This is a genomic window from Mucilaginibacter sp. OK268 (genome assembly GCF_900103125.1).
Lineage (GTDB): Bacteria > Bacteroidota > Bacteroidia > Sphingobacteriales > Sphingobacteriaceae > Mucilaginibacter.
The window spans coordinates 86042-112512 of sequence record NZ_FNJV01000011.1 but is presented as its reverse complement, the minus strand read 5'-3'; the positions used below and the strand labels follow the sequence as shown (position 1 = coordinate 112512).

The window sequence follows — 26471 nt, the reverse complement described above, 5'->3', positions numbered from 1 at the left end:
GCATACGAGGTTTAAACACAGTTTTTGGCATTGTGCCCATCCTGATTGTCATCTCGAACGAGGTACGAGGAGAGATCTTATACATGCGATATGCAGAGCGTATAAGATTTCTCCCTCCGGTCGAAATGACAGCAAGTGAGGAAGGTAACTCATTAAAAAGAAACCCCCAGCCTGATAGCCGAATTGGTGTTGCTGCCGCTGTTGAATGATTTGCCATACATCAGCCTGATATTTAAATATTGCAGGCCGAAACCCAGCTCGGTATAATTTTTAAGGGTAGGGGTATACAGGTAGTTTACATCTACAATTTCCTGCAGCTTCAGTTTGCGGATGAGGGGGATCTTGTTGGTGATAAAACCCATGAAATTGTGTTCCAGATGACCTTCGGCATATTTATCGGGCGTGCTGAAGTTGTAATAATCTAACAACAGGAACCGGTTGATGCCGGGCGTATAGGCCAATAGCTGGTTACCGTAAAAATGTTTATAATCCGGGAAGTATAATTTATTAGCATTTAGAAATTTGCCAGCACCTATAAAAAAGGAGGTTTTGCCATAAAAACCCATATCAATATTTGATTTGGATATGTCGGCGCTTAGCAGGTCGTAATCCACATCAGATCCCAGTATATTTTTTATCCCCTTGGTATAGTTTATCCCGATGGTAGGGTATTTTGATGGCAGATACCTGCGACCCGATGGATAGGTTTCATACTGATCGCTAAAATTATAACTGGTGCGTAAAGCTATTTTGAACGATTGATTTTCCGGGAACAAAGGGACATCCAGTGCCGGATTCAAAGGATTGTTGGAGGTGAACTCATGATTTTGCGGACTAAAAAAGCTATAGGTGGTGCTATTGGCCAGTGATTTACGGTTGGCCCACTCGACTGTGGCACTGGCCAGCCATCCACCCACAACGCGACCAGATAAGGATGCTGATACAAATTGCTTTTGATACAGCTTCTGGTAGTTTTGCCGCTCAAACAAACTGTAGAGGGAGTTAACCAGCGTGGATACCGGCTGCTGGTTGTTCAGGTCGGTAATGTCGGATCCGCCACGAACGCCAAGTGTAAACCGCTGGCCTACAGGTATACTCGAACCAAGGGTGCCATTCAGTAAATGATTGGAAAAGCCGTAACGCACATGGCCATCCAGCATCAGCGAACGGTTATTAAGCGTATCGATCACCTTACTGTATGACACGCCATAGTTGATCGCGAAACCCTCTACCGTGTTGTAAAGCGCTGAACCCAACAAGCCATCATAATGAAAATTTTCCTTTTTATAACGGTTGCGGACATCCACCCCGGTAAGTAATATACCCATCGGTTTTACCTCGTTATTAGCCTTATCCAACGAATCGAGGTACTGTTTCGACTCGCGTTTGCGAGCCAGCTTGTCCTTATTGATATAGTCGGTTTTTTCTTCGCCGGTTAAGGGGATGGGGCGCTGCTCATTCCAATAGGTCGAATCTTTATGGGTTCCTTTATCTATCCGTAAAACTTCGGCAAAATTAGTTTTGGCAAAGCTAGGCTCCAGGTCGTAATTTTTATATATCGAAATATAATAACCCCCAACTTTAAAACCCAGTAAGCCCCCGGTAAATTCAAATTTAATACTGGCCGGCATCCAGGCTGTATTATTATTTACCGGGTAAAACTGCTGGTTTACTTTAAGGGTATCAACCAAATTGATATTGGCCTTTTTGGTGATGAACAGTTGCAGAGCCGATAACCGCCAGCTATCATCCAGTATATAAATATAGCCCTCAAAGCAAGGGTCATGCGCGCGTTTAGGCGTTACCTGTATCTTGTTGATGGTTTCGCCGTTCTCTACAGTGAGACCCATCCATTTATAATTGTAATAGAACAGGGCATTATCGGCAATGGGCGATACCAGCGGACGATTGCTCAGGCCATCCCAGGTTTCAAAGTTCTCATAAAAATTAACTGCCATATCCGATGCGCGGTTAAAGCTGAAGGCCCGGTTTTGCCCCGATACCTTAGAGGATACCTGCACCTCATGTACCTTGTTGGGTCGTATAAAGCTATATTTTGATTCGGATTCTGATAAATAAACGATCCCCGTACGGTTGGAGTCGAGACCAGCCTCGCTGGTAGCTTTTTGTACATCAAAACCCAGGAACCTTTTGGGTGCAGCCAATAACTTTTGCAAACCTTTGATATAAATATCGCAGGTGTAGGCTTTAACCTCGTTCAGGTAAGTTTTGCGCTTTTTAATGGCTTTGCGGATGATGGCATAGGCGGGGTCTTCGCCGCCGGCGTGAATGGCTACCGATTTAAGCTGGTAGATTTCTGTTGAGAGCGAGATGTTGATCACCTGGTTACCGGTAAGATTTATCTGGCGGCTTCGCTGCCCATAACCTACCGCTTTGTATTGCAACTCATAGTTACCGACGCTTAATTGCAGCTGATACACTCCTTCGCTATTGGCCGAGGTTCCTTTGGATGTATTTTTAACGTAGATGGATGCAAAGGGAACGGGTTGGTTATGCTCGTCGGTTATTTTGCCGCTGATGTTAAGCTGTTGCGAAAAAACACTGGCGCCCGATATTAAAAATAAAGCAAATAATAAGATTGATCTCATTTAGCAGGTAGTTTATGCTAAGATGTAGCTTAATTACTAAATGTTACAACACAGTTTTGTTAAATAATGTGAAATCTGATATTAAATAATATCAGGGCGGGGAGGAACAATTATAAATCAGGAAGCTTTCTGCGGATTTTTTACATTCCCCAGTGGCGGGTATGTTTTATTTTTCAGGTTCCAGTCGTCAATATTAATTAAGCCTGGTTTTGTTTTATAGTGAGTTTTGTCATTGGGGCAACGCACCGAAAAATTGCCTTTTATTTGCTCAATAACCGGTCTGGCGCCACAGTCTTTGCAGGGTTCGCAAAAAATATTTTCCTGTATAGGAATGATAGTTGCCATAATGACTGGTTTAAATTGGTAATTGGTTAGTGAAAGTACGAAAAATATATATAATCAGATCTTACTCTGTTGAATAAAAGATGATTACAATAGGTGTCTTCTCTTTGAAACCAATAATTATGGGTAAAGTTTTAATAAAATTAGCCAAGCATCGCCAATAATTCCTCATCGCTGATGATAGGGATATTTAGCTTTTGCGCTTTTTCCAGTTTAGCCGGACCCATGTTGTCGCCGGCAACCAGGTAGTTAAGCTTGGCCGATATGCTGCTCAATATTTTACCACCGTTTTGCTCTATCAGGTCCTTCAATTCATCGCGTGAAAATTTCTCAAATACGCCCGATATGATGAAACTCTGTCCGCTTAGTTTTTCACTGGCCAGTTTTACTTCTTTTATGTCGGCAATAAATTGTAAACCGAGCTCTTTTAATTTTTCAATTTCTTCCCGGTGTTTTTCATCCGCGAAATAATCAATAAGGCTTTGGGCAATGCGCTCGCCAATCTCATCGGCAGTTACCAGCTCTTCCTGGGTAGCGGCCATCAGTCCGTCGATCGATTTAAAATGGATAGCGAGTTTTTTGGCAACTGTTTCGCCAATGTAGCGGATGCCCAGGCCAAACAGCACCTTTTCAAACGGCATTTGTTTCGACTTTTCGATACCATCCAGCATGTTGGTGATGGATTTGTCGCCAAAGCGGTCCATTTGCTTTAATTCATCGGCGTGTTCATGCAGCTTATAAATATCGCTGATATGGCTGATGAATCCCTTTGAATACAGGGTTTCGATGGTCTCGTCGCCCAGGCCGTCAATATCCATAGCCTTGCGACCGATAAAATGCTGCATTTTACCCACAATTTGTGGCGGGCAGCCTTCGTCGTTAGGGCAATAAAAAGCGGCTTCGCCTTCTTTCCGTTCCAGCGGGGTATCGCAGGCAGGGCAGGTGGTACGGTATACTACGGGTACGGCGTTCTGCGCCCTTTTTTCGGGATTTACGCTGATGATCTTCGGGATGATCTCGCCGCCTTTCTCCACAAAAACGGTATCACCTTCGTGCAGGTCCAGGCGGATGATCTCGTTGGCATTATGCAGGGTGGCCCGTTTAACGGTGGTGCCGGCCAGTAGTACCGGCTTTAAATTAGCTACCGGGGTAACAGCCCCTGTACGACCAACCTGGTAGCTTACACTCAAAAGTTCGGTCTGTACCCGTTCGGCTTTAAATTTATAGGCTATGGCCCAGCGCGGTGATTTGGCGGTGAAGCCAAGCTCCTGCTGCTGCGAATAGTTATTTACCTTGATCACGATGCCGTCAATATCATAGCTCAGGCCAAACCGGTCCTTATCCCATTTGGCTATAAATTCAAATACCTCATCAATGTTACCACAAAGGCGGCTATGCTCGTTGGTATGGAAGCCCCAGCTTTTAACAGCCTGCAGGCTTTCCCAATGGGTTTTATATACAGGTTTTTCGGTGTACAGAAAATACAGGAAGCAATCCAGCGGGCGTTTAGCTACCTCGGCCGAATCCTGCATTTTAATGGTGCCAGAGGCAAAGTTGCGCGGGTTGGCATACGCAACCTCACCGCTCTCCAAACGTTCGTTATTGAGGCGCTCAAAGGCTTTGCGATGCATGAAAACTTCACCGCGTATGTCAAAGTAGGCGGGGTAATCGCTGTCTTCGTGCAGGCGTTTAGGTATAGTATTAATGGTGCGTACGTTGGTGGTTACTTCATCGCCCTGAACACCGTCGCCACGGGTTACTGCGCGTACCAGCTTGCCATCCTCATAAGTTAAACTCATAGACAGGCCATCAAACTTCAGCTCGCACACATATTCAAAATTATCGCCGATGGCCTTGCGGATGCGCTGGTCAAAATCAAGCAGTTCCTGCTCATTGTAGGTATTGCCTAATGACAGCATAGGCCAGCGGTGCCTGTAGGTCACAAACTCCTTGGTAATATCGCCGCCAACTTTTTGCGTCGGCGAATCCGGATCAGCAAACTCCGGAAATTCTTTTTCCAGCTTGTTCAGCTGCTCTAATTTCTTATCGAAATCAAAATCGGCAATGGTAGGCATGGCCAACACATAGTAGTTGTAGTTGTGCTGTTTTAACTCGGTTGTTAAGGCCTTGATCTGGTTTTTGGCTTCCGCTGGTGACATAGATGCGAAGGTAAGAAATTACTTTATTTCATACTTTACAAAGTATAAAACTGGTGCAATTCACGCGGTAGACTCACCCCGTCTGCGCTTCGCTGGGCGCCCCTCTCTTTGCCTGCGGCGGAAAGAGGAGGCAACAAAATATCAAAAAGTAACGTCATTGCGAGGTACGAATCAATCTCTATGCTATACAGAGTGGCTCTGCCAATCGGGGATTGCTTCGTACCTCGCAATGACGTGTGGGTAAGTAACCCTCTTTGCCGCAAAGCGGTTGAGAGGGTCGCCCAGCGAAGCGCAGACGGGGTGAGTCGAATATAAAATGAATGAAAAGTTTAATTATTGCTTAATATTAAATACTTAATTTCGTTATGTGTAATATTTATGGCATATTTAATTATTAGTCAACTTAAACCAAAACAAAAATGAAACAAATTAGACTACTGCTATTGGCAGTTTTGCTGATGCCTTTCTTTGCACAGGCACAGGTATCCAAAAAACATCACCCGCATCATGCTAAAGGTCACCAAAACAATGGCCTGGTAAGAGGCATTGCCTATGCCGACTTTGTAAAATCGGTATCGGACTTTGCTGATAGCACCAAGAAACCTTTGGCCGACACTGCCTGGAGACTCTGGAAACAAGAAAAATGGGCCCAACTGGAGCAGTTCTTTACCGCTAACAACCTGAACGGCGGCTGGCCGCCAAACCGCGGCGCGGTAGATCTGAAAATAGTAACCTTGCCGGCTGGGACAGAAATTGATCGTTACGGCGGTTATTTTGATGCCGACAGCGTGTTCCAGGACCGTGGTACCTTTGTATCCAAAACCGGCGTGCCTTTTCCGCAGCGTGCTTTACCCGATAAAACACTAAATTCGCCTTACCGTGTTTATAAAATCCTGAAACCTATACCCAATGTAAGGCAGGGCACCATTATTCCCTGGTTTGGTAAACCGGGTTTAGGTATCCAGTACGAAACGCCGTATATTATTAACGACCTTAAAAAAGAAGGTTATATAGCAGAAGAGAAAAAAACTAAATAACAAAAGCCATGATCACAAAATATGAGAAGATAGGATCACTGATCTTTGACGGGAACGAACAGGATGTTGTATCCCGCTCCTTTCAACCGGATACCCAAACAGACCTTGGAGGCGCTATTGAATTTGATGATGCTGTCAAACATGATTTTGAGGATCTGCGCGGAGTTATTGGCGATGATGATTTTGAATCCATCATCAAAACCGGTGAGTTTACCCCCGATGGCGGCTTTTTGCATCAATATCGCGGCAACGATAACCTGAAGCTGTATTATTTAAAAAGAGGTAAAACGGTTGTCGTTTTTGCCTACGGCGAATTTCAGCCAACACGGTATAAGCTGTACCTGGAAGGGGTGTGGGTTGTTAAATAAGGCCGCTTATCGATCTTTTTTCTGTAGAGACGCATATTTGCGTCTCTCATTATACAGAGAAAACAGATCGGAAATAACAGTGATACTTTGCAATCTGGAGACGCAAATATGCGTCTCTACTTCGCCATCGCCCGATTATTGAGATTATATATAACCAAATATAACAAACGCGTCATTGCGAGGTACGAAGCAATCTCTACACAGGCAGGTAAACCATAAAGGTTCGCTCTGTATAGCATAGAGATTGCTTCGTACCTCGCAATGACGCGTTTTTTTTACTGCCCGCCGTGTTGTGTTATACAGATATGCCTATTACTTATCCGTAGTTACCGATTCATTCACCACGCTCATCGGGAAGCTAACGCCGCCGGGTACTTTGGGGTTGTCTTTGATATCAACCGTACCGCTGATCACCTGTTTGCTTTTGGATTCGCTGATCCAGCCGGTCACTTTATCGGCCTTGATCTCGGCGGTCATGGTGCCGGTCATATTATATTTCATAGGCATTTCGCCTACCTTTTTAAAATCATCGGCAGCGTTAGTAGCCAGCGTGCCTTCACCATGGATCACATAACTGGTCGGGCTGATATCGGTTAACTGGTAAACGGTGCTTACCTTTGCCGACATGGCGCTTTCCAGGCGGGTGTTAATTGTCCACTTGTCGTTTTTGGATACTGGTGTTTCGGGGAAAACTGCTGTAGCCAGTTCTATACTTCCTTTGATGGCCTTGGCACCGAATGATTGCAGGAACTGATTTTTGATCTGCTCTTTCTGTGGCCCCTGTACCTGCGGGAAGCTGTCCAATACCGCGGAGATCATGTTCTCTACATTCTCAACCGACTTCACTTTGCCGCTTTTGGTAAAGGTTGCCGTAAAAGGTTTGTTCACCAGGCCACCCAGGATGCTCGACATAAAATCGTTCGGGTCCTTCTTTTGCGAATCATAGTTCACAGGGCCGTTGGGGAGTTGCATTTTTAAGGACAGGCTTTTATAATTAACTTCCATGTAATACAACGAATCGTCGGCATTCAATACCTTGAATGAGGTGGTACCGCTAATGGTGATCTCGATATGGTTATCCACCCCGTTAACAGTTTGCTTAATGGCCGATGTAGTATTGGTAACCATGTTGTAGGTGTTGCCCTTGGTGAGGTGCAGGGCCAATTTTATTTTTTGCGCTTGAGCCGACAGGCTGATGCCGGATATTAAAAGCAGGCTAAAAAGATATTTCATAGTGTATTTGTTGCGGGTTAAAGTTATTACAAAAATCTGCATCAAAAAATGCAGTAAAACATAACAATTATTTAAAAGTAATTTCGTTAACTTTATAGTAATCAATGCTCTTTATATTTCATTAGTATATTTTTAACAACGGAAAGGGGGTTTTTATGTTACAGCAAATAGCATTTATACCGCAGCACCAGTTTCATGTGTTGATCAATTTTAAGGATGATGAACGCATTGTAGCCGTTTTACCAAATGAAGCAGGACGATTCCGCGTGGTTGATCAGGGTAAAGTTATTGCAGAAGTTGATCTGGATAATAGCAAACATAGCGTGGTTTGCTGCCAGGGCAAGCTGGAAGATAACGTATTAGCCCAGCTGAAGCATCAGATAATACATCATTACGAAAATCATTACGCATAGTAAGGCATACAAGAATTTGATAGTTCATGGGTGATGGCTTATGGTTCATAGTCCATGAGTTTTTATTATTCATGGGCTATCTCTTTTTTTAGGAGCCTATTATAAACACACCACCCGAAATACACCACGCGTCATTGCGAGCGATAGCGTGGACAACGACCAGAGGGAGTTCATTAATATCAAATAAAAACAAGACATAATATTAATAATCCCCTATTTACAGGGCGACTCTGCATATCGGGGATTGCCACGTCGTTCCTCCTCGCAATGACGGGGGAGGTAATAAGCATCAATTCTTACTCGCCGCTGGTTTGGCCAGCATGGCCTCTTTGATAAATTTAACCGGGGCGCTGCCATAGCTCAGGAATTTTTCGTTAAAATCCTTCAGTTTATATTTGTCGCCCATTTTTGTCTTGTAGGCATCGCGCAGGTCAATGATCTCTTTGTAACCAGTATAGTAGCTGGTGAGCTGCACACTGCTCACGCTAACTCTTTTCCATTTACCTTCGGCTTCGGCCTGTTGCTGAAAAGCTTCGGCAGTCAGTAATTTGATCGCCTGTTCTTTGGTCATGTCGCCGCTGTGCACGCTGTAATCCAGTATGGTGTTACAAACCGAGCGCAGGTGCCATTTATACCACATCAGTCTCATTTCGGGCTCGTTGTTGCCATAGCCGTTGTCCAGCATCATTTCTTCGGAGTATACCGCCCAACCCTCGTTCATGGCGCCATTACCAAATACCGATTTGATGATGCTTGGTGCCTTGTTGGCATAAACACCCTGTACATAATGCCCCGGTACAGCCTCGTGGATGCTCAGTATCTGGATGATGTACTGGTTGTACTCGCGCAGGTAGCTTTCTGCTTTCTCCGGGCTCCAGCCAGCCAAACTGCCTACGTTGTAATAGGAGTTACCGTTTTTATCATACGGACCGGGGCCGCTCATGGACGCACCAGCCACCCCGGCCATATAACCGGGTTCTTTACGGATGATGAGCGGTTTGGTAGGATCAAGCGTAACCAGATCTTTGGTTTTTACAAAATCTTTTAGCTTGGGGATCAACTGCACAATGGCCGACTGAAAATCATCAGGCTTCACGTGTTTAGACGAAAGCGTATCAATCATGGCCCTGATGAGCGTTAACGTATCACCGGGCATAGCTTTGCTGCCAAAATATTTTGGCCACAGATCGCGGCTTATTTTGGCCATCTGGCCGTGCAGATATTTTTTACGCTGCATGGCCGCATTATAGGTTTGCTGCCCGTTGCTGGCAGCCACGTTTTCGTACTTAAATTTATCTTCATACAGATCTTTCCCCAGGCGAAAGCTACGTGGATGATCGTTTTTTAAAGCCTTGAGCCAATCGGTATAGCCTTTGATGGCCTGCACCGCAAGCGCGGCACGATCGGTCATCAGTTTCTTTTCGGCCTTGGGTATATCGGTTTTTTTGAGCGAGTCGGCAAAATCCTTATCGATCACATCCAGTCCGCCCAGGTTTTGTTCAATGGCTAGCGAAGTAAGTTCGGTAACCGGGTTTTTAATTTGTTTCTGCGCCTCTTTGTAATAAGCGGGTACACCAGCCAGGCGCTGATAAAAGTTGCGCATGCGCTTAGTGAGGGGGGCATAATGCTCATTGAGCATATAGGCGAAGGTACTGATAACGTTATATGACGATGGATCCCACTCGTATGATTTGAGGCGTTCAATTTGCCATTGGGTATAATCCAGCTGGTTTTGCATTATTTTATAATCAACCCGGTTGCTTTCGTTAAGCGTATTCACCTCAAAACGACTTAAGGAGTCGATCTGGAATTTGACAAACTCCAGCATTTTGCTCCGGCTTTGTTCGCTGGGGATGTACAATAGGCTATCATATTTATGATAGCCTACCGAAGTAGCCCAGTCGGGATTCAGTTTCCATAAATGCTCCAGGAAGGAGTTTTCATAAGTGACAAAAGCCGCGTCGTCCTTACCCAATAGCGCGCCGCTGCCGCCACCGCCCATGTCTTTTTTACAGCCGGTAAAAGCAATTAGGAAAATAATAACAGCCAAAGCCAACCTTACGAATATATTTTTTATGATCACGGGACAAAAAGATTTAATAATGCACGATAAACTTAAAACATTTAAGGCATATAAATCAAACCATAGATTAATTTGTTACTTTTCTTGGAACAAAGATATTTGGAGCAAAGACTTTTGGAACAAGGACTGAAGGAGCAAAGAACAAAGACTACAGGATTAAGAAATCCTTGCTCCTTGTTCCAAAAATCTTTGCTCTAAAAAAACTAATTAGGATGAAAGAACACCAGATATTGATTGATGAACTGCTGCATCTGCTGAATGGGGGCAATGCTCATGCTGATTTGAAACGTGCGCTGAAAGGCTTACCTACCGATTTGCGCGGAGCGAAGCCCGATAAGTTGCCTTACAGTATTTGGCAATTGGTTGAGCATATCCGTATTGCCCAGTGGGATATGCTGGAGTTTAGTAAGGATGGCAGTCACGAGTCGCCGAATTGGCCCGATGATTACTGGCCCAAAGAAACCGCTCCTGAAAGTGATGAGGCCTGGAACAAATCGGTAAACCAAATAGAACTTGACCGTGATGAACTGGCCGGCTTAATAAAAACCAGCAATCTGTATAGTAAAATACCGCATGGCGATGGGCAAACCATCCTGCGCGAGGCTTTGCAGGTTGCTGATCATAACGCTTATCATGTGGCCGAAATTATTGTGATCAGAAGGCTGATGGGCGCGTGGTGAGCCCCCTTGCCCCCTGAAGGGGGAATTTTAATATTGAACATGGAATGTTGAATATCGAATGATGAAGGGGAAAACTTTTAAAGTGAGGGAATGTGCGATTCCCTCCCAACGGGAGGGGGAGGAAGGGGTTTATTCATGAGGCTCACCGGATAAACCCCTCCCTTCACACAGTCCTTGCGCCCCTCCCGTCGGGAGGGAAGTTCATCTGCCGAATAGCTTTAAGTAAGCTAACGGGGTTGAGGGGTGTCACCCTGAGCTCCGTCGAAGGGGCGAGCGCAGAGGCCTGCCCACCATGCTTCGACGGAGCTCAGCAGGACACCCCCTTTTTGGAAATTCTACCCGAGGGGTATTATTCTGAAAGGAGACTGAAGTTGATTTAATATCGAACATTAAAGTTTTTGTAGCGTATCAGATCAAAGCATCGTATTGGCTAGTATAATCTTAATCATTAACCATGCCTTATGAACTTAAATTTATCAAAACAGACACTTTTGCTTTTCTTTTTACTAACCTGTGCTGTGCTGACCGGGTGTAAAAAAGATGCCATCATTGTGAAGGAAAATAAAACGTTTAGGGAGATCAATGTGCCACCACCTACAGACCCCAGGTTTAGTAACACTATGGTGGTAACATTAACACCCAACGGAACCGGTGGAATTTCCCTGGGCGGAGATGCCATTTATCCGGCAACATATGATATTAGCGGTTCAACGTTAAAAATCACTGATAATAGCACGCTGGAAAAATACAAGTTAAAAATTGTATCCGAAACGGAGCTAAACTATAACGGTAGGATTTTACGGTTAGAAAAATAACCAGATTCCGGGTCTGAAATATTTTTCGTATATTTATATAAATCGACAGCCCGGTTCTCTTTTATCAGAGGACCGGGCTGTTTGATTAAGGACAAAACAGGGGCAAAAAACGACTGTTTTGTATGTAGTTATTTGAATACCAGTTATTTAATAGTTTTTAAAGTTTTTAAAACACATCAAAACCGTATTAAAATTTGTTAAAAAGTGTTAAAATCGATGGTTTTGGATCAAATTTCAAGCGTTTTTGGCCCGTTTTTGAGCAGAAAAGTGTTAAAATTTAAGGTTTAAAAAGTTTTCGTGAGGCCTCATTTAGCATTTTACTTCTGCTTATTTAAAAAGCTGATCAGGGCTTTTACAAATTCGGGTTTTAGCGGTAGTTCGGGTTCGTTGTAGGTGGCTATATTTTTATCCTTATCGGCAGGGGCATCTTTCAGGATGTGGTTCATCCCCGGGATAATGTCCAGTACCGCGTCTGATTTGGCTTTCTTTAGTTTTTCGGCATCGGCTACAGTTACCTGCAAATCAGTTGTGCCCTGAACGATCAGGATAGGTATTTTTATCCTTTTGATCTCGCGGATAGGGTTATACCTGAACCACGACATCAGGTATTTTTGTATGCTTGGCCTGGCGTACGGGTAAAGGGAAGGGTCGATATTATCGGTGGTTTTGCCTTTCTTCAAACTATCCAGCATGCGGTTAAAACCATCGGATATCAAGGCGCCCTTTGATTTCATCTGTTCGGTCATGATTTTATCGGCCGAGTCGCCTGCTCCGGCTACGGAAATGAACGCCTTGATAGGCTGACCATTAGCGGCCATCATGCCCACCAATGATCCTTCGCTGTGACCCAGGATAAGGATCTTTGAAAAACGCTGGTCATCATTCAACATGTTAATGAGTCCTACGGCATCGTCAACATAATCCTCAAAGCGCAGTTCGTTCTCTTTGGTCGAACTTACGCTTTGGCCAACCAGGCGCTTATCATAACGCAGGGAGGCAAAACCGTTTTTGCCCAATTCGTTGGCAATCATTTTATAGGTATTGCCGTTTAAACCAAGTTTAGGACTATTGCCGTCGCGGTCTGTTGGGCCCGAGCCGGCTATAATAAGCACAACCGGTATTTTATCGGTAGCGTTTTTAGGCATAGCTAAAGTGCCCGAAATTGATCCCGAAAAGGTTTTTAAGGTAATCGGCGATTCGGTAACAGAAGGGTCGGTAGGTAAAGTTGAAGCACTCGTAACCTTAGTAGCCTCAGTTGCAGGGGCCTGATAAGGTTTTAAAAGCAAACCAGTAAACTGGGTTTGTGAGTTAACCGACAGGTTCAACAAAAAGGTGCCTTTTTGGAATGTAGCTTTATAGTAGGCCAACGGCGCTTCATACTTTACAAAATCAGCATCGGTAAGGTCGCCGAGCTGTGATCTTAACTGTACAGTAGTAGTCTTGAACTGGTCGGCAGGTAAGGCAGCTTTCATTTCGGAGCTAAACATATTAAATATGCTATCAGGCTGACCGGCATTGTATAGTCGTTTAAACTTGCTTAAGGCAACTGCATAATTAGCCGGTGCCGGTTGTGCCGCTGCTATAATGCTGGTTGTAAAACAACAAATGGTCAGGATAAAAAAGCTTACTTTCTTCATGTTTATGGTAATCAAAACAGTATGGTGGTCTGTTGGGCCGAAATTAAATAAAAATTGATTGTTTTTAGCTTATTGGGTACAGATGTTCACTTAAAAAAAGATAACGTTTGCAGGTTGTCACTAAATTATAAAAATTAAAATACCGGCAACATTTATTATTTAAGTATCGTAGAATTACCAATATCTGATTTATACGGTTTAATATATTGTTACTATATTGCGGTACAATAGCAGATCGGGATTATAGGAAATTTCTACACTACTTATTAATGAAGGTTTTATTTGGGGGCTTATTCTCGGCGTTTTTGGTCGGGATGTGTTTTTTTTCTTTCGCGCAAACAAAACCTTCCGCAATACAGGGTAAAGTTCTGATGGAAAACAAGGAGGCTGCCGAGGCTGCTACGGTTGTTTTATTGAAAGCTGCCGACTCATCGGTAGTACGGTCGGGTCTGGCAAGTGCGGCTGGGAACTTTGAGTTCGCCAATATCGCTCCGGGTGCATACCTCCTTTTAGCCACCAGCATAGGCTGTAACAAAGTTTATTCAAATCCATACAAAGTTTTAGAAGGGCAAACTATACTAGCCGAAAATATAGTGCTGAAGCGCATGAGCAACCAGCTGCAGGAGGTTAAGGTGGTTGCTAAGCGGCCATATATTGAGGTAAAGCCCGGGAAGATAGTACTTAATATACAGAATAGCTTAACCGCCGAAGGGAACTCCGCTTATGATATCCTCCGACAATCACCTGGTGTACATGTAAACAGCGCCAATGAAACCCTGATGATCAGTGGGAGGCAACCTGCCCTGATCACCATTGATGGCAAACCGACCAACTTAACCGGCGATGACCTGGTGAACCTGTTACGCAGCATGCAAAGCAGTACTATTGACCAGATAGAAATGATCACCAGCGCATCGGCAAAATATGACGCATCGGGAGGGGGGATCATCAATATTATTTCAAAAAAAGGAACTAATATTGGTACCAATGGTACTATTACTTTGGGTGGCGGCTATGGTAAATATTACAAAAGCAGGGCGGGCATCACCTTTAACAACCGTACGGCTAAGCTTAATATTTTTGGTAATTATACATTTGATGATAATAAGACCAATAGGTACATCAACACTAACAGGAATATTATTTATAAAGATGTTTTAAGTAATTATAACGTTGATTATAATAATATTCAAAAAACCTATAATCACAATTTTAAACTCGGGGCTGATTATTCGATATCGCCCAAACAAACCATTGGTGTGCTGGTGAGTGGTATTGTGCGGGAGGATAATTTTTTGAAGAATAATGATTTAAAAATATCCAATCAAAAGCAGCTCGATTCGGTGATCATTGCCAAATCAAAGCTTGACAGGGGGAGCAGTTTCTTTAATTACAATATCAACTATAACGGTACGCTGGATAAAAGCGGCAAAAATCTATCGGCTGATGTGAATTATTCAACGTATCACCGCCACTCGAATGAGTATATAACCAATAATTTTTATACACCGGCAGGCGCAAAATACCGTGATTCACTACAGTTGGAAAATCTCTCTCCATCAGATATCCGCATATGGACATCGAAGATAGATTATGTGAACCCCTTTTCAAAAACCTCCAGACTGGAAGCCGGTGTGAAATATAATCATGTTCAAAGTGATAATAATCTGGTATTTGGCCCTTTGGTAAATAACACCTATCAGCCCGATCCTAAGTATACCAATCGTTTTATATATACCGAAATTGTAAGCGCGGCTTATTTAAATTATGTAAACAAGATAGGCCAATTGAACATCACCGCCGGGCTGCGGGCCGAAAAAACAAACACTAAGGGTAATTCATTAGGGATTGACCAAGCTAACCGGGTAAGTAATGAGAATAATTATTTCAACCTCTTTCCGCAGGTACAATTCAATTATGAGGTGGATAAGAAAAATGTGCTGAACCTGAGCTATAATCGCGGTATTCAACGGCCCGATTATCAGGCTATCAATCCGTTTTTATCTTATACCGATCTATACGATTATGTTGCAGGGAACCCTAACTTAAAACCGGAATATACTAATTCCATACAACTATCACATACCTATAACGACAAATTTATAACCACTTTGTATTATAATGTGACCAATGATGCGTATGATTTTCCAGTATATGAGCAAAATGACTCATCAAAGGTTAATATAACAATACGGAGGAATTTTGGGCGGATATTCGTTTACGGAGCCACATTTTATGCCCCGGTTCAATTTAATAACTGGTGGAATGCCAGCTTTAACCTGGATGCTTCCTATCAGCGTTATACCGCTTATGCCATATATGGTAATTTTAACCGGGGCATGCAGGATATTATTTTTAATACCACGCAGAATTTTACGTTAAGCAACACGGTAAGCGCCGAATTATCCGGGAAATATGAATCGCCAACATTGTATGGTGTAAATGAGCTTAAACAAAGCTACACCGTAAATGCGGGCATAGGCAAGCAGATGTTTAACAAACGCGGTAATTTAAAACTGAGCGTTATTGATATTTTTAATAGCGACCGTGACCGTTATCATATACTGTATCAAAATGTAGATCTTACAGGTTTAAATAAAAGGGAAACCCGCAGGGTTATGGTCAACTTTACCTACCGTTTTGGTAAAACCTCTGTTAAATCTGCCAGTAAGCATAATACCGGTAGCGATGATGAACAACGGCGCACAGGTAACTAAATAATTTATTATCTGAGGCGAAGTTCGGGATATTTACCTTTGATTTTAGTGGCAAAGTAATTGCCCAGGGAGTCAGAATTGATGAATTTTTGATAAGCGGTCACCGAAAATCCAAAATACTGCCATACATCGCCGCTATCCCTGAACTCAACTTCTAAAATTTTGGCTGAGGGATCGTAGCCAAGGCTATTTAATGCTGATGATTCAACTACATGCCGCTGCATATATGTTGTAATATATGTTGACGGGAAAAAGTTTTAAATAATTAATTTATAATTAATTATTGCTTAGGGATTTAACCGGCATGACCACTAAGCATACTAGCCGTAATAATGAGTAAAACCAGCAAGGTAATAGCAATGTACAGGTAATCCTTTTCGAGTATAAAACCGATGGCCGAAAATATTACCCTTATAATGGGGGTAGCAATGAGCAAAATAATACCTGCTTGTATAATGGCCCTGCCCCTGAAAGTAATGATGCCATTGAGTATGCCCCTGGTGTTATGCACAAAATCAGGAACGCCTTTAAACGTATGGTAATCAGCAATAACCTGGCCGTGTCTGTAAAGATATATGATGCCGCCAATGAAAATAATACTCATCGAGAGCAGCACGCCAAGTCGTAATATCCAGCCGATAACGGCCTGCATGTCGGTATCTCTAAATGTTTTTTGACTCATTGGTTGCTTGTTCATTTAGTTTTATATTTTCCCGATGAACCCGTTATAGATCATTTGTACTGCCAAAAAGCTTACTACCACCGCGAACACCCAGCGTAACCAGCCCGATGAGTTGGCATGTACCAATATTTTTGATCCGCTTAAAGCACCCAGCAACACACCAATCGCCACAGGCATGGACAAACCCGGATCAATGTATCCTCGTTGCAGGTAAACAACGGCACTTGCGGCGGCTGTAACGCCTATCATAAAATTACTGGTAGTGGTTGATACTTTAAAGGGTATCCGCATAATAGTATCCATAGCCAATACTTTTAATGCACCGGAACCTATACCCAGTAAACCAGATATTATCCCGGCAAAACCCATCATAAAAAAGCCGCCGCCCACATTTTTTACACTGTAGTTCACCGGGCCGTTAGGTGTTGGGAAGCTGCTGTTCAGCTTTAATTTTTCTGCCAATGGGCTTTTTTCCTGGTTTATCAATTCGGCTTTTTTGCGTAAGGACATGATAGCCGATGTGATGAGGATAATACCGAACAGGATAGCGATGAAATTTGTAGGGATATAAACCGCTATTAACGCGCCAACCATAGCGCCGGCTGTAGTGGCTATTTCCAGGAACATGCCCAGCCTGATGTTGGTGATACCCTCTTTTACATAAGCCGCGGCCGAACCTGATGAAGTGGCGATCACCGATACCAGCGAAGCCCCGATAGCGTAATGGATATCAACATGCAGCACCAGGGTAAGCAGCGGAATAATAACAAACCCGCCACCTAAACCGGTTAGTGAGCCCAATAAACCCGCAAAGTACGAGCCGATAAAAAGGATAAGCGTTAATACAATTACCGACATCATTTGCAGCCAAAATTGAACTGCGAAAGTAGTAAAATTTGGTCATTTAAGTCATTGAATCATAAAGACATCAGGTATTAAAAATGTCTATATGATCTACAGATAAAATAACTAACCACTTAATGTCCTGACCATTAAATACATGTCCTGAAAGTAAAAATGACTGAAGTGCAAATGTCACAATCACTAAATTTACTACTTTCGTGGCATGGGTTACAAAAGTTTACAGGCCTGTATTGCCGATCTGGAGAAAAATGGTCACCTGGTGCGCATTAAAGAGGAGGTTGATCCGTATTTGCAGATGGCGGCTATTCATTTACGCGTATTCGAAAATCAGGGGCCGGCTATCTTGTTTGAAAAGGTAAAAGGCAGTAAGTTCCCGGCAGTGTCAAACTTATTTGGTACCCTGGAGCGCTCTAAATTTATATTCAAGGATACGCTTGATAAGATCAAAACCCTGGTTGAGCTCAAGAACGACCCTTTAAAAGCTATTAAACATCCTTTTCAATATACTAATGTAGCCCTCACCGCTTTATCGGCCCTGCCCATGAAAAAACGCGCCGGGGCACCTGTTAATTTCGGTCGCTGTAAAATAAGCGACATACCGCAGATAGTGAACTGGCCTATGGACGGCGGCCCCTTTGTAACCATGCCGCAGGTATATACCGAAGACCCGGACAAACCAGGGATCATGAATGCCAACTTGGGTATGTATCGCATACAGTTGGCCGGTAACGATTATATCCTGAACAAGGAGATCGGTTTGCATTACCAGATCCATCGGGGCATAGGTGTGCATCAAACCAAAGCAAACGCCAAAGGACAGCCTTTAAAGGTAAGTATATTTATAGGTGGCCCGCCGTCGCACCCGGTAGCCGCGGTGATGCCGCTGCCAGAGGGATTATCAGAAATGACCTTCGCCGGAGCTTTGGGCAATCGCCGGTTCCGTTATTTTTATGACGATGAAGGCTTCTGTATTTCGTCGGATGCTGATTTTGTGGTCACTGGAACAGTAATGCCTCATGATAATAAGCCTGAGGGGCCTTTTGGGGATCACCTGGGCTATTACAGCCTGGTACATCCATTTCCATTACTTAAAGTTCACAACGTATACCATCGTAAGGACGCGGTATGGTCGTTTACGGTGGTAGGTCGCCCTCCACAGGAAGATACCAGTTTTGGGGCGCTGATACACGAGATCAGCGGTGCAGCTATACCAAAAGAAATACCCGGTCTGCACGCCGTTAATGCCGTTGATGCTGCCGGTGTGCACCCGCTGTTGTTTGCTATTGGTAGTGAGCGTTATACGCCGTATATCAAAGAGCGTAAACCACAGGAGATATTAACCATAGCCAATCATATACTGGGCAAAAGCCAACTGAGTTTAGCCAAATACCTGCTGATAGCCGCTAAAGAAGATGATCCCGCATTGGATGTAAATAATATCGAGGCGTTTTTAAATCATATACTGCAACGGATCGATCTGAGCCGCGATCTGCATTTTTATACCCATACCACCATCGATACCCTGGATTATAGTGGAAGCGGACTAAACTCGGGCAGTAAAGTAGCTATCACCGTAGCTGGGGATATCAAACGTAATCTGTGGACTGAGCTGCCCTCATGGTTTGATCTGCCAAGGCCCATCAACAAATATAAAATGGCCATGCCTGGTGTATTGATGGTCGAAGTACCCAAACATGTAAATCATCAAGATATTGATAACATAGTAAGTATCATCGAATACAGGTTAAAAGAGGAAGAAGAAGAGCTGGATGGCCTACCGCTGATCGTGCTTTGTGATGATGCCGCTTTTGCTGCCGAAAATATAAACAATTTTGTATGGGTAACTTTTACCCGCAGTAACCCTTCGCATGATATTTATGGCGTTGGTAGTTTCACCGAACATAAACACTGGGGCTGTACAGGTCCGCTGATCATAGATGCCCGTATCAAGCCGCATCATGCCCCTGTGCTCGAGAAAGACCCCGAAATTGAAAAGCTCGTCGATAAAATGGGCGAAAAAGGCGGAGCGCTTTATGGTATTATTTAGGATTTTTGGAGCAAGGATTTTTGGAGCAAAGAGCAAGTACTAAAGAAAAAAAATCAGCAGTTGATAATCATGAAATTCTTTAATCCCTCAAATCATGGTTCAGAAAAAAATCAACGCGATCAACGAAATCCCAAAAATCAACGGTTAACTTTGCCCCATATGAAAAATACCCTGCTTTGCTTAATAATCGTTTTGGCTGCTTTTGGCTGTAAAAAAAGAGATGTACCACATTTTACTATATTCAGAGTAGTTAAAAGCGATACGGCCAGTAAACTTACTGTTAATATTGGAGGGCGTTTAAGCCAGGCCGATCTGCTCAATATTGCTGCTAAAATTAAAGCGGATAGTTCGGCATTAAACAATTTGCAGCTTTGCTATATACTGCCCGGGCATAATGATAAAAATACTGGCCCCGATAATTTTTATGCTATCGCCAAATACCCCGGCGCTTCTGTAACCACCATGCAGGATACCCTGAAAGATCCGGATGGTACCGTGATTCGCTTAAATATCAAAGGTTTATCCGCCCAGGAAGCCAAACATTTACTGGAGCTTGACCCCAAAGAGATCCAGGGTAAAAATATCCTGGGAAAGTTTATCGACGATAATAATCAAACACTCATAGTCCCTTTTACCGAGGTGAATGATCCCAAAAAAGAAGTGTACATTATTGAATTTGATCATACCGGGAAGGTGGTATCAGCAACGGTACCTATGCGCGAAAATAAGGATGGTGTCGAAAAGCTCATCGTAACCCACCGTGGCGATTATTGTACTTTAAAAGACAGCGTACTCACCCAATATTCCATAGACGATCTGGGTTTGCCATACAATAGTATCAAGTCGGGTATTTAATATTCTCCCGGAAAGCAGATGAACTGCGAAATAGATGTGCGAAAATCACCTTAAGATTAAGGGCTTAGTTAAAATGATGGGTTAAATATTAGAAACCCTTACTTTTTATAGAATATACTAATATATTTATAGAGCATAAAATATTTATAGTATATGACCCGAAACTTTACCAAAATTTTAGCACTAATTGTTGCTGGGGTTTTTAGCGTTTGCTGCGCGATTGCGCAACCCCGATTACCGGAAGGTTATTTCTGGAAAAAGCTTCCAAACGGATTGGAAGTAGTAGTTATTGAAAACAGCAAGGTGCCACTGGCCACCATTGAAATTGCTGTAAAAAACGGAGCTTACACCGAAGGGCCCGAATTTAGCGGTTTATCGCACCTTTTTGAGCACATGTTTTTTAAGGCCAACAAGGATTATCCAAATCAGGAAGCTTTCTTAAAACGTACGCAGGAACTGGGCGCCATCTGGAATGGTACTACGGATGTGGAACGGGTTAATTACTTCTTTACATTTGACCGCGATAGCCTTAAAGCCGGTTTGAAATTCATGAATGCAGCTATTCGTTTCCCGATATACCGCGAAGAGGATATGAAAAAAGAACGTCCTGTTGTTGACGGCGAATTTCAGCGGGCCGAGAGCGATCCGGGTTTCCAGCTTTGGTTTGGTATTCAGCAAAAGCTTTGGGGCGATCTGATCACCCGTAAAAATCCTATCGGTATCCACGAAGTGATCAATACTGCCACGCCAGAGAAGATGATGGTGATCAAAGACAAATATTACTTCCCCAATAACAGCCTGGTGACCATTTGTGGCGATGTAAAACATGACGCCGCGTTTGCCCTGGCCGAAAGTATATTTGGCGATTGGGCCAGCAGTGGCTTTAATCCGCATGAAAAATATCCTATCCCTCCATTTAAACCATTAACCAAAAGCGAGTATTTTATTAAAGAAAGTACTATCGCGCAAACACCTTATATGCAACTTTCATGGCAGGGGCCGGCTTACTTAACCGATTCTGCTTCAACAGTTGCTGCCGATGTGTTTTCGACAATTGTTGGTTTAAACTCATCCAAATTTCAACAATCGCTGATCGATAAAGGGCTGGCCAGTTCAGCTTCTTTGGGTTATACTACCAGCCGCTTTGTGGGCCCTATTGATATTTTTGTGGTGCCCAATCCTGGTAAATTAAAAGAGTGCTATGATGAACTGCTTAACCAGGTTAACCAGTGGGTAAAATCAGATTATTTTACCGACGAGCAGTTAAATGATGCCAAAGCCATTTTATTGAGAAACAGCGTTCACCGGAAGGAAAAACCATCTACGCTGCCGAGTCAGCTAAGTTACCAGTGGTGTAGCACCTCGCTTGCTTATTATACCGATCTGGACAACAATTACCAGAAAGTGAGCCGTGCCGATATACAAAAATATGTGAGCACCTATATATCGGGTAAGCCATACGCAGCCGGTATTATCATAGCACCAGAGTTAAGTAAACAACAAAATGTAGCTTCATTTTTTGTAGCTAAGTAAAATTAAATCTTATCATGATGAAGAAATATGTGTTCACCCTGCTGATTGCAGCGGCGATAGGAAATATAAAAACAGTACAGGCACAAAATAAAGCTTACGAAACCACGGTTGATGGTGTAAAGGTGATTGTGCAGCCAAGCGGTAACGATATTGTAGAGATACAAACGATTATAAAAGGTGGCGTACAGAATTACAAAGCCGATAAGATGGGTATTGAAGCCATGGCCATGTCTGCGCTTACAGAATGCGGAACCGTAAAGCACGATAAAAATGCTTTTAAAGATCAGTTGGATAAAGTGAGCGCTACGGTTGATGGTAGTAGTAACAAAAACTACTCAATCATGCGGATGAACTGCATCAAGACTGATTTTGATATAGTTTGGCCTTTGTATGTTGAAGCGTTAACACAACCTCGTTTTGATGCCAAAGAGTTTGCGCGCATCAAACAGGATGCGATCAACAACATTAAACAGGCCGACTCGCAGCCTGATAACGCGATCGATAAATTAGCCAATAAAACGGCATTTGCTAATCGTGATTATGCCAAAGATCCTAATGGTACAGTAGATATCGTATCTAAATTAACTCCCGAAGAAACCAAGACTTATTATCAGTCGATACTGACCCGGTCGCGCCTGGTTATTGTGGTTGTAGCCGACCTGGATAAGGCCGTTATTGAATCAAAAGTGAAGGCCATGCTTAACGGTATAAAACAAGGCACTCCGTTTGAATTCAAAAAATCATTCTTCCGTGTTTACAAAAACTCATTTAACGCTGAATCACGCGATCTGGCAACCAACTATGTAGAAGGTATTACCAGCGGTCCGCAGCCCGGTACTCCTGATTTTGATGCGTTTAATGTGGCCATGAGGATATTTGCTAATCGTCATTTTTTAGATGTGCGTACCAACAATGGTTTATCATACGCGCCACAGGCCTGGTTTAGCGTTGGGCAAACATCTACCGCCAGGTTCTCCGTATCAACAACTCAGCCTGATAAATACATAGCCGTGTTTGATAAACTGGTTGATAAAATAAAAACAGAAGGTTTTAAACCAGAAGAAGTTGCTAACATGAAAGTAACCTATTTAACCGGTTTTTATTATAAAAACGAAACCAACAGCGCGCAGGCGTTTTCTATGGCTTCTAACGAAGTACTGTTCAACAACTGGAAACGCTCGTTAACCCTGGTTGATGATGTTAAAAAATTAACCCCAGAAGAGGTAAGCGATGCTTTCCGCAAATACATCAATAACATTGTTTGGGTTTACCAGGGCGATCCTAAAAAAGTGAACCAGGTATTATATATCAATGGTACCTTAAATAAAGGTGATAATCCGGTAAGTCACTAACCGATATACACAAAATAAAAAAAGCCAGGCATATCCGCCTGGCTTTTTTTATAAGAAGCTGTCTAAATTTGATTTAGGTTATTTATGTATGATGTAAAAATCATTGCCGTTGACTTTAGTCAACGGAATAATGGCTGAAAAACAAGGGGCTTTAGCCAAAATACCGCTTAGATAATTGGGCTGAAGACCGCCTTAATACTTTCTTTTACCGTTGACTTTAGTCAACGGTAATGAATAATCTTCGGTTTTAAACAGCTTCTAAAGATGTTTGAAGCTTATTTCACGTCTCTTTTTACTTTGTTCAGGGTACTTTGACCTGGCAAATAGATCTGGAAACCAAAATTTAAGGTTAAGCTATGTTGATAAGCAGAACTTCCGAAACCAACAACACCATTATATTTTAATAAAGTTTCTAAGCCAATGCTTGGTGTAATAAAGTAGGCGAAACCCGGGCCAAAGCCCAATTCTAAACCATTTGTTGATCCACCGGGACCGCGCAGGTTCTGACCACCGAGACCAACATTGGCCTCACCGAAAATACGACCATGTTTTAACACCTCAACATCCGAACCGGTATAATAACGGCCCAGTGCACCTATGCCATAACGGACATCGCTACCCGTTCCTTTTTCTGTTGAGATGCCAAAACGACCGTAAGCACCCAATGCCACATTGTCCTTAATAAACCAGGCAGCTTTGGGGGTAATGTCTGCTGTGAAAGTGCTGGGACTGTTTAAACCTAATGATAGGTTGCCAATATCGCCACCCATTAAAACGTTGCCTTTCTGTATTTGCGCGCTTGCTGTGAAGGCGAATCCGATAAATGCCAATATGGCTAAAAATGTAAACTTTTTCATAGTGTGTTTTTTTAAATTTTTAACTTCAGGTTTATTTTAATAAGAAATTATTAACAATAGCTGTGCCATTGGAAATATTGAAACGTGAAAATACCCTATGTAAAATTGAAATATATTGATAATAAAGCGGTTATACGGTGATCTTAGGTCTTTAATACTGAAATGTCTTTAATTTAATATGTATATTAATAAGCATCGGGATGTATATTAATAGGTATAGAATTATTAAATAAACAAGGAGTATGATTATCGTAACTAACTCTATGGAAGAATGAAGGATCGGGGCTGGTTTGTAATACATAACAGCGCTTTATTAAAACCAACAAAGGCCGCTTAGAGGGCGGCCTTTGTTGCGTATTTTGATAAAATAAATTATCTTATTTTAATAAGTTTCTCCAGCTAACCCGATCGCCGATGATCTTATCGAGCTGGTCAGCAGGTACGCGTTCTTGTTCCATACTGTCGCGGTGGCGGATGGTAACGGTGTTGTCTTCCAGGGTTTGATGGTCAACCGTAATACAGAAAGGAGTACCAATAGCGTCCTGGCGACGATAACGTTTGCCAATGGCGTCTTTTTCCTCGTATTGTATGTTGAAGTCGATCTTTAGTTTATCCATGATCTCGCGGGCTTTTTCCGGCAGACCATCTTTCTTGGTCAGTGGGAAAATGGCGGCTTTAACCGGGGCAAGGCAAGGGTGCAGGTGCAGTACGGTACGGCTATCCTGTTTTTCTTCGGTGCTCAGATCTTCTTCTTCGTAAGCGTTGATCATTGTAAGCAAGAACATCCTGTCTAAACCAATAGAGGTTTCAATTACATAAGGCACATAGTTACCATACGGTTTACCGGTCTCCGGATCAAGCTCAGGATCAAAATACTGCATCTTTTTACCGGAGAACTTTTCATGTTGGCTCAGGTCAAAGTTGGTACGGCTATGGATTCCTTCCACTTCTTTAAAGCCAAATGGGAATTCAAACTCAATATCATAAGCCGCATCGGCGTAGTGCGCTAATTTGGTATGTTCATGGTAACGGTATTTAGCGGCATCGGTACCCAGGGCAAGGTGCCATTTCAGACGGGCTTCTTTCCACTGGTTAAACCATTCTTTTTGAGTACCAGGACGTACAAAGTATTGCATTTCCATTTGCTCAAACTCGCGCATACGGATAATGAACTGACGGGCGATCACCTCGTTACGGAAAGCTTTACCAATTTGAGCTATACCAAAAGGGATCTTCATTCTGCCTGATTTTTGTACGTTCAGGTAGTTTACAAATATACCCTGAGCGGTTTCCGGACGCAGATAAACCACATCGGCATCATCAGCAACGGCACCCATCTGGGTACTGAACATCAGGTTAAACTGACGAACATCGGTCCAGTTGCGGGTACCACTTACAGGGCAGGCAATTTCGTGCTCAATGATCAGCTCTTTCAGGCGTGGCAGGTCTTCATTTTTAAGAGCCTCATCCATATCATGCTGTAATTGTTCAGCTTTGTCGGTTTTGCCATCCTTATCGTAACGGTCTATTTTATCTTCCAGCAGCTGATCTGCACGGTAGCGTTTTTTTGAATCTTTATTGTCGATCATCGGGTCGCTGAAACCATCAACGTGCCCGCTGGCTTTCCATATTTTAGGGTGCATAAATATGGCCGAATCAATACCCACAATGTTATCATGCATCTGCACCATAGCTTTCCACCAGTAGGTTTTGATGTTGTTCTTCAATTCGGCGCCAAACTGCCCGTAATCGTAAACAGCGCTCAGGCCATCATAAATCTCACTTGAAGGAAAAACAAAGCCATATTCTTTGGCGTGCGATATAACATTTTTAAAAAGTTCGTCGGTTGATTTGCTCATAATAGCTGCAAAGATACAATTTAGGCAGAAAGCTGAAAGCGAAAGGTAAAAAGCTTCGGGGAAATCGCTTATAAATCAAGTGGTGGATAGGAGGCACCTGCCGGAGCCTTTGAAATAATTTTTTCTGCCTATAAACATGTTACTCCTCCGGAGTTGTGTTTGTGCTATTCCTTAAACTCCGGAGGAGTAACATGTTTGTAGATAAAATATAGAAAGAGTGTTGGCTCCGTAGGAGCCACCTATTTAAAAGCGAAAGGTAAAATGCTTAAGCATATAAAAATCAAGGTTTAAATTGCTTCAACTAAAACCAAAGCACCTTTAATTTCATT

The 26471-nt window shown here is 42.9% G+C and carries 21 protein-coding genes; 10 read left to right on the top strand and 11 right to left on the bottom strand.

Features of this window, described 5'->3' with window-relative positions:
* Positions 1–152: 152 nt before the first annotated feature.
* From BLR84_RS26035 to ligA, 3 genes are all read right to left on the bottom strand, one after another.
* Positions 153–2609: a DUF5686 and carboxypeptidase regulatory-like domain-containing protein gene (locus BLR84_RS26035; RefSeq protein ID WP_090473193.1), complete on the bottom strand. Its 2457-nt coding sequence runs from the start codon at positions 2607–2609 to the stop codon at positions 153–155.
* A 117-nt stretch (positions 2610–2726) separates the two neighbouring features.
* Positions 2727–2954, bottom strand: coding sequence for a hypothetical protein (locus tag BLR84_RS26030; RefSeq protein ID WP_090473192.1), 228 nt, complete (start codon positions 2952–2954; stop codon positions 2727–2729).
* Between the two features lie 140 nt (positions 2955–3094).
* A complete protein-coding gene (ligA, locus tag BLR84_RS26025; protein ID WP_090473191.1) occupies positions 3095–5110 on the bottom strand; it encodes an NAD-dependent DNA ligase LigA in 2016 nt (671 codons plus the stop codon).
* 419 nt (positions 5111–5529) lie between these two features.
* Here ligA and BLR84_RS26020 point away from each other — a divergent pair, with 419 nt between their 5' ends.
* Positions 5530–6147 (top strand): TNT domain-containing protein, encoded by a 618-nt coding sequence (locus BLR84_RS26020; RefSeq protein WP_090473190.1) that lies wholly within the window; start codon positions 5530–5532, stop codon positions 6145–6147.
* 8 nt (positions 6148–6155) lie between these two features.
* Entirely contained in the window at positions 6156–6515 is a 360-nt protein-coding gene (locus BLR84_RS26015; protein ID WP_090473189.1) for a hypothetical protein, read from the top strand.
* 312 nt (positions 6516–6827) lie between these two features.
* Here BLR84_RS26015 and BLR84_RS26010 read toward each other — a convergent pair whose 3' ends face one another.
* Positions 6828–7748: a DUF6263 family protein gene (locus tag BLR84_RS26010; protein WP_143014001.1), complete on the bottom strand. Its 921-nt coding sequence runs from the start codon at positions 7746–7748 to the stop codon at positions 6828–6830.
* Between the two features lie 155 nt (positions 7749–7903).
* Between BLR84_RS26010 and BLR84_RS26005 the strand changes: the two genes are divergently transcribed.
* On the top strand, positions 7904–8161 hold the full coding sequence (locus tag BLR84_RS26005) for a hypothetical protein (RefSeq protein ID WP_090473187.1): 258 nt from the start codon (positions 7904–7906) through the stop codon (positions 8159–8161).
* Positions 8162–8450: 289 nt separating this feature from the next.
* On the opposite strand, the gene BLR84_RS26000 is transcribed toward BLR84_RS26005, so the two are convergent.
* Positions 8451–10244: a DUF885 domain-containing protein gene (locus BLR84_RS26000; RefSeq protein WP_255367049.1), complete on the bottom strand. Its 1794-nt coding sequence runs from the start codon at positions 10242–10244 to the stop codon at positions 8451–8453.
* 212 nt (positions 10245–10456) lie between these two features.
* Here BLR84_RS26000 and BLR84_RS25990 point away from each other — a divergent pair, with 212 nt between their 5' ends.
* Complete coding sequence (locus BLR84_RS25990) at positions 10457–10924, top strand: DinB family protein (RefSeq protein ID WP_090473184.1); 468 nt, start codon at positions 10457–10459, stop codon at positions 10922–10924.
* A gap of 461 nt (positions 10925–11385) precedes the next feature.
* Positions 11386–11739, top strand: a complete 354-nt coding sequence (locus BLR84_RS25985) for a hypothetical protein (RefSeq protein ID WP_090473183.1) — start codon at positions 11386–11388, stop codon at positions 11737–11739.
* Between the two features lie 317 nt (positions 11740–12056).
* Here the strand turns inward: BLR84_RS25985 and BLR84_RS25980 are convergent, their stop codons facing one another.
* Entirely contained in the window at positions 12057–13376 is a 1320-nt protein-coding gene (locus BLR84_RS25980; RefSeq protein WP_090473182.1) for a serine aminopeptidase domain-containing protein, read from the bottom strand.
* A gap of 269 nt (positions 13377–13645) precedes the next feature.
* Here BLR84_RS25980 and BLR84_RS25975 point away from each other — a divergent pair, with 269 nt between their 5' ends.
* Entirely contained in the window at positions 13646–16093 is a 2448-nt protein-coding gene (locus tag BLR84_RS25975) for an outer membrane beta-barrel family protein (protein WP_090473181.1), read from the top strand.
* 8 nt (positions 16094–16101) lie between these two features.
* Here BLR84_RS25975 and BLR84_RS25970 read toward each other — a convergent pair whose 3' ends face one another.
* The 3 genes from BLR84_RS25970 to BLR84_RS25960 form a co-directional block, all read right to left on the bottom strand.
* Complete coding sequence (locus BLR84_RS25970; protein ID WP_090473180.1) at positions 16102–16317, bottom strand: KTSC domain-containing protein; 216 nt, start codon at positions 16315–16317, stop codon at positions 16102–16104.
* Between the two features lie 71 nt (positions 16318–16388).
* Complete coding sequence (locus tag BLR84_RS25965) at positions 16389–16790, bottom strand: DUF1634 domain-containing protein (RefSeq protein WP_255367048.1); 402 nt, start codon at positions 16788–16790, stop codon at positions 16389–16391.
* A gap of 6 nt (positions 16791–16796) precedes the next feature.
* Complete coding sequence (locus BLR84_RS25960) at positions 16797–17633, bottom strand: sulfite exporter TauE/SafE family protein (protein WP_090473179.1); 837 nt, start codon at positions 17631–17633, stop codon at positions 16797–16799.
* A gap of 208 nt (positions 17634–17841) precedes the next feature.
* Here BLR84_RS25960 and BLR84_RS25955 point away from each other — a divergent pair, with 208 nt between their 5' ends.
* The 4 genes from BLR84_RS25955 (at position 17842) to BLR84_RS25940 (ending at position 23426) form a co-directional block, all read left to right on the top strand.
* Entirely contained in the window at positions 17842–19686 is a 1845-nt protein-coding gene (locus BLR84_RS25955; protein ID WP_090473178.1) for a UbiD family decarboxylase, read from the top strand.
* 159 nt (positions 19687–19845) lie between these two features.
* Complete coding sequence (locus BLR84_RS25950; protein ID WP_090473177.1) at positions 19846–20541, top strand: PAS domain-containing protein; 696 nt, start codon at positions 19846–19848, stop codon at positions 20539–20541.
* A gap of 153 nt (positions 20542–20694) precedes the next feature.
* Entirely contained in the window at positions 20695–22074 is a 1380-nt protein-coding gene (locus tag BLR84_RS25945; RefSeq protein WP_090473176.1) for a M16 family metallopeptidase, read from the top strand.
* A 14-nt stretch (positions 22075–22088) separates the two neighbouring features.
* Complete coding sequence (locus BLR84_RS25940) at positions 22089–23426, top strand: M16 family metallopeptidase (RefSeq protein ID WP_090473175.1); 1338 nt, start codon at positions 22089–22091, stop codon at positions 23424–23426.
* 275 nt (positions 23427–23701) lie between these two features.
* Here the strand turns inward: BLR84_RS25940 and BLR84_RS25935 are convergent, their stop codons facing one another.
* A complete protein-coding gene (locus BLR84_RS25935; RefSeq protein WP_090473174.1) occupies positions 23702–24283 on the bottom strand; it encodes a hypothetical protein in 582 nt (193 codons plus the stop codon).
* A gap of 377 nt (positions 24284–24660) precedes the next feature.
* Positions 24661–26142: a glycine--tRNA ligase gene (locus BLR84_RS25930; RefSeq protein ID WP_090473173.1), complete on the bottom strand. Its 1482-nt coding sequence runs from the start codon at positions 26140–26142 to the stop codon at positions 24661–24663.
* Positions 26143–26471 lie beyond the last annotated feature (329 nt).

What these genes read in the sequence shown, in the direction of transcription:
- BLR84_RS26035 (WP_090473193.1), bottom strand. Translation starts at nt 2,609, where the DNA reads ATGAGATCAATCTTATTATTTGCTTTATTTTTAATATCGGGCGCCAGT.
- BLR84_RS26030 (WP_090473192.1), bottom strand. Translation starts at nt 2,954, where the DNA reads ATGGCAACTATCATTCCTATACAGGAAAATATTTTTTGCGAACCCTGC.
- ligA (WP_090473191.1), bottom strand. Translation starts at nt 5,110, where the DNA reads ATGTCACCAGCGGAAGCCAAAAACCAGATCAAGGCCTTAACAACCGAG.
- BLR84_RS26020 (WP_090473190.1), top strand. Translation starts at nt 5,530, where the DNA reads ATGAAACAAATTAGACTACTGCTATTGGCAGTTTTGCTGATGCCTTTC.
- BLR84_RS26015 (WP_090473189.1), top strand. Translation starts at nt 6,156, where the DNA reads ATGATCACAAAATATGAGAAGATAGGATCACTGATCTTTGACGGGAAC.
- BLR84_RS26010 (WP_143014001.1), bottom strand. Translation starts at nt 7,748, where the DNA reads ATGAAATATCTTTTTAGCCTGCTTTTAATATCCGGCATCAGCCTGTCG.
- BLR84_RS26005 (WP_090473187.1), top strand. Translation starts at nt 7,904, where the DNA reads ATGTTACAGCAAATAGCATTTATACCGCAGCACCAGTTTCATGTGTTG.
- BLR84_RS25990 (WP_090473184.1), top strand. Translation starts at nt 10,457, where the DNA reads ATGAAAGAACACCAGATATTGATTGATGAACTGCTGCATCTGCTGAAT.
- BLR84_RS25985 (WP_090473183.1), top strand. Translation starts at nt 11,386, where the DNA reads ATGAACTTAAATTTATCAAAACAGACACTTTTGCTTTTCTTTTTACTA.
- BLR84_RS25980 (WP_090473182.1), bottom strand. Translation starts at nt 13,376, where the DNA reads ATGAAGAAAGTAAGCTTTTTTATCCTGACCATTTGTTGTTTTACAACC.
- BLR84_RS25975 (WP_090473181.1), top strand. Translation starts at nt 13,646, where the DNA reads ATGAAGGTTTTATTTGGGGGCTTATTCTCGGCGTTTTTGGTCGGGATG.
- BLR84_RS25970 (WP_090473180.1), bottom strand. Translation starts at nt 16,317, where the DNA reads ATGCAGCGGCATGTAGTTGAATCATCAGCATTAAATAGCCTTGGCTAC.
- BLR84_RS25965 (WP_255367048.1), bottom strand. Translation starts at nt 16,790, where the DNA reads ATGAACAAGCAACCAATGAGTCAAAAAACATTTAGAGATACCGACATG.
- BLR84_RS25960 (WP_090473179.1), bottom strand. Translation starts at nt 17,633, where the DNA reads ATGTCGGTAATTGTATTAACGCTTATCCTTTTTATCGGCTCGTACTTT.
- BLR84_RS25955 (WP_090473178.1), top strand. Translation starts at nt 17,842, where the DNA reads ATGGGTTACAAAAGTTTACAGGCCTGTATTGCCGATCTGGAGAAAAAT.
- BLR84_RS25950 (WP_090473177.1), top strand. Translation starts at nt 19,846, where the DNA reads ATGAAAAATACCCTGCTTTGCTTAATAATCGTTTTGGCTGCTTTTGGC.
- BLR84_RS25945 (WP_090473176.1), top strand. Translation starts at nt 20,695, where the DNA reads ATGACCCGAAACTTTACCAAAATTTTAGCACTAATTGTTGCTGGGGTT.
- BLR84_RS25940 (WP_090473175.1), top strand. Translation starts at nt 22,089, where the DNA reads ATGATGAAGAAATATGTGTTCACCCTGCTGATTGCAGCGGCGATAGGA.
- BLR84_RS25935 (WP_090473174.1), bottom strand. Translation starts at nt 24,283, where the DNA reads ATGAAAAAGTTTACATTTTTAGCCATATTGGCATTTATCGGATTCGCC.
- BLR84_RS25930 (WP_090473173.1), bottom strand. Translation starts at nt 26,142, where the DNA reads ATGAGCAAATCAACCGACGAACTTTTTAAAAATGTTATATCGCACGCC.